Source organism: Streptomyces durocortorensis, from assembly GCF_016901035.1.
Lineage (GTDB): Bacteria > Actinomycetota > Actinomycetes > Streptomycetales > Streptomycetaceae > Streptomyces > Streptomyces durocortorensis.
The window spans coordinates 2,016-4,779 of record NZ_JAFEUF010000369.1 but is presented as its reverse complement, the minus strand read 5'-3'; the positions used below and the strand labels follow the sequence as shown (position 1 = coordinate 4,779).

Below are 2,764 nucleotides of genomic sequence, written 5' to 3'. Positions count from 1 at the left end.
GTGCTGTCCGGTGCGGGGGTGGGGCAGGTGGAGGTGCTCGACGGGGGCCGGACCGAGCCCTGGGACGTGGCGCCCGGGGGCCTTCCCCCGGAGTCCGTGGGGGAACGGCGTGATGTGGCAGCCCGCCGACTCGTCCGCCGCTCCGCCCCCGGGCCCGCTCCCCGGCGGGCGAGGACGGGCGAGGGAGGAGGAGCCGACTCGTCGGGAGCCGGTCTGGCAGGGGCCGGTCTGGCCGGAGCCGGTCTGGCGGTGAGCGCCGGGCAGCCGCCCGGCCTGTCCCTGATCATCGTCGCGCCCCGGGACGGCCTCGCGGTGTACGCACCCGTCGCGGACACGGCCGGTCCCTGGATCGCCTCGGGCACTCCTCATCTCTATGCGGGGGTGATCGAGGCCACCGGAGTGGTCGGGCCGCTCGTCCTGCCCGGGGGTACCGGCTGCGCGGGCTGCCTGGAGCTGCACCGTGCGGACCGGGATCCGCAGTGGCCCCGGATGCTGGCGCAGTGGCGTTCCGGCCGGCGGGGAGCGGTGCCCGCCTGCGATCTGGGGCTCGCGACGGCGGTCGCCGGTCTCGCCGCGGCCCATGCCCTGGCGTTCCTGGACGGGGACCTCCCCGCCTGTACCGGAGCACGCTGGGAGGCCGCTCTGCCACTGCTGGACTGGCGTTCCGAGCAGATCGGCCCGCACGCGGACTGCTCGTGCGGGGCGGCCGCGGGCGCTGGAGGGGAACGGGCCTCCGGTGCCGTTCCGGCGCAGGACACAATGGCGGGGTGACCGCCGTCCCCGGAGCACCGCCGGAGGCCGAGCGGCACGGCAGTCTGGGAACTGGAGGGGCACATGTCTGATCTTCCCCGGAAGGCGGTTACGCGTACGGCCAAGCTGGCCGCGCTTCCGCTCGGCTTCGCCGGCCGTGCCACCTGGGGTCTGGGCAAGCGGATCGGCGGGAAGTCGGCCGAGCTGGTCGCCCGTGAGGTGCAGCAGCGCACGGCGGACCAGTTGTTCAAGACCCTGGGTGAGCTGAAGGGCGGGGCCATGAAGCTGGGCCAGGCCCTCTCCGTCTTCGAGTCGGCTCTCCCCGAGGAGATCGCGGGCCCCTACCGGGCCGCGCTGACCAAGCTCCAGGAGGCCGCGCCGCCGCTGCCCGCGCGCACGGTCCACGAGGTGCTCGCGACACGGATCGGGGAGGACTGGCGGGAGTATTTCCTGGAGTTCGAGGACACCCCGGCGGCTGCCGCCTCGATCGGGCAGGTGCACCGGGCGGTGTGGCACGACGGCCGCGAGGTCGCCGTGAAGGTGCAGTATCCCGGCGCGGGCGAGGCGTTGCTCTCCGACCTCGCGCAACTCAGCAGGTTCGCCCGGCTGCTCGGTCCGCTGGTCCCGGGAATGGACATCAAGCCGCTGATCAAGGAGCTGCGCGACCGGGTGTCGGAGGAGCTGGACTACGAGCTGGAGGCACAGGCGCAGCGGGAGCACGCGGAGGAGTTCGCGGACGACCCGGATGTGGTGATCCCCCAGGTGGTGCACCAGTCCGACCAGGTGCTGGTGACGGAGTGGATGGACGGGATCCCGCTGTCCGAGGTCATCGTGGAAGGTACGGCGGACCAGCGGGACCGTGCGGGGCAGTTGCTGGCCCGCTTCCTCTTCTCCGGCCCGGCCCGGACCGGCCTGCTGCACGCCGACCCGCATCCGGGCAACTTCCGGCTGCTGCCGCCGGTGGCGGAGGGCCAGGAGGACGCACAGGAGGAAGGCGGCCCGGTCGGCCCGGCCGGTTCATGGCGGCTGGGGGTGTTGGACTTCGGCACGGTCGACCGGCTTCCGGGCGGGCTGCCGCAGACCATCGGCGACTCGTTGCGGCTGACGCTGGAGGGCGATGCGGCGGGGGTGTACGGGCTGCTGCGCGAGGAGAACTTCGTGAAGGAGTCGATCGACCTGGACCCGGACGAGGTCCTCGACTATCTGCTCCCGATCATCGAGCCCACGCAGGTGGAGGAGTTCATCTTCACCCGTGGCTGGATCCGTGACCAGGCGGCCCGGATAGCCGATCCGCGCTCCCCCGCCCATCAGCTCGGCAGGCAGCTGAACCTCCCCCCGTCCTACGTCCTGATACACCGGGTGACGCTCAGCACGATCGGGGTGCTGTGCCAGCTCGGCGCGACGGTCCGACTGCGCGACGAGCTCGAAGCGTGGCTGCCGGGGTTCCTCGCCGAGGAACCGGAGGCGGAGAGCGCGGAGGGAACGGAGTACGCCGAGGAGGAGGGCGAACCGGAGGGCGAGACCGTCCAGGCTTGAGGTCCGGCCCGGGCGGGCTCGGGCCGGGACAGCAGCAGGATCCGGCGGTCGGTCACCACCAGAGGGAGTCGAGGCGGCTCTCGATCGCGCGGATGTGGAGGCGGGCGCAACTCTCGCAGAAGTGGAGGCGCCGCCCGTCCTCCACGGCGCTGAGCCAGGTCACGGGGACGGTGTCGCCTTCGGCGACCGTGCCGCACCGGGCGCACACCGTGCTTCCTTCGGCGCTTCCTTCGGCGGGCTGTTCGGGGGGATGGGTCTCCTCGTCCACCTCCTGACGATATCCCCGTGACCGGATCGCCGAGGGCACAACGCACCGCGGGGGGGGGCGGGGGGGGGGCGGCCCCCGCGGGGGGGGGGGGGGGGGGGGGGGGGGGGGGGGGGGGGGGGGGGGGGCCGCGGGGCGCGCGCGCGGCGAGGGGGGGTGGGGGGGGAAGGGCGGCCCCCCCGAGGGGGGGGGGGGGGGGCGCGCGCCGGCGGG

General features: G+C 74.2%; 2 protein-coding genes and 1 pseudogene. 2 read left to right on the top strand and 1 reads right to left on the bottom strand.

Going from position 1 to position 2,764, the window contains the following annotated elements; genetic code table 11:
* Positions 1–771 (top strand): annotated as a pseudogene (locus JS521_RS33930) (ThiF family adenylyltransferase); the annotation flags it as partial.
* 63 nt (positions 772–834) lie between these two features.
* Positions 835–2,286 carry an ABC1 kinase family protein gene (locus JS521_RS33925; RefSeq protein WP_205086728.1) on the top strand — a complete coding sequence of 484 codons (1,452 nt, stop codon included), beginning with the start codon at positions 835–837 and terminating at the stop codon, positions 2,284–2,286.
* Between the two features lie 52 nt (positions 2,287–2,338).
* On the opposite strand, the gene JS521_RS33920 is transcribed toward JS521_RS33925, so the two are convergent.
* Positions 2,339–2,554, bottom strand: a complete 216-nt coding sequence (locus tag JS521_RS33920; protein WP_205086727.1) for a hypothetical protein — start codon at positions 2,552–2,554, stop codon at positions 2,339–2,341.
* Positions 2,555–2,764: the final 210 nt, after the last annotated feature.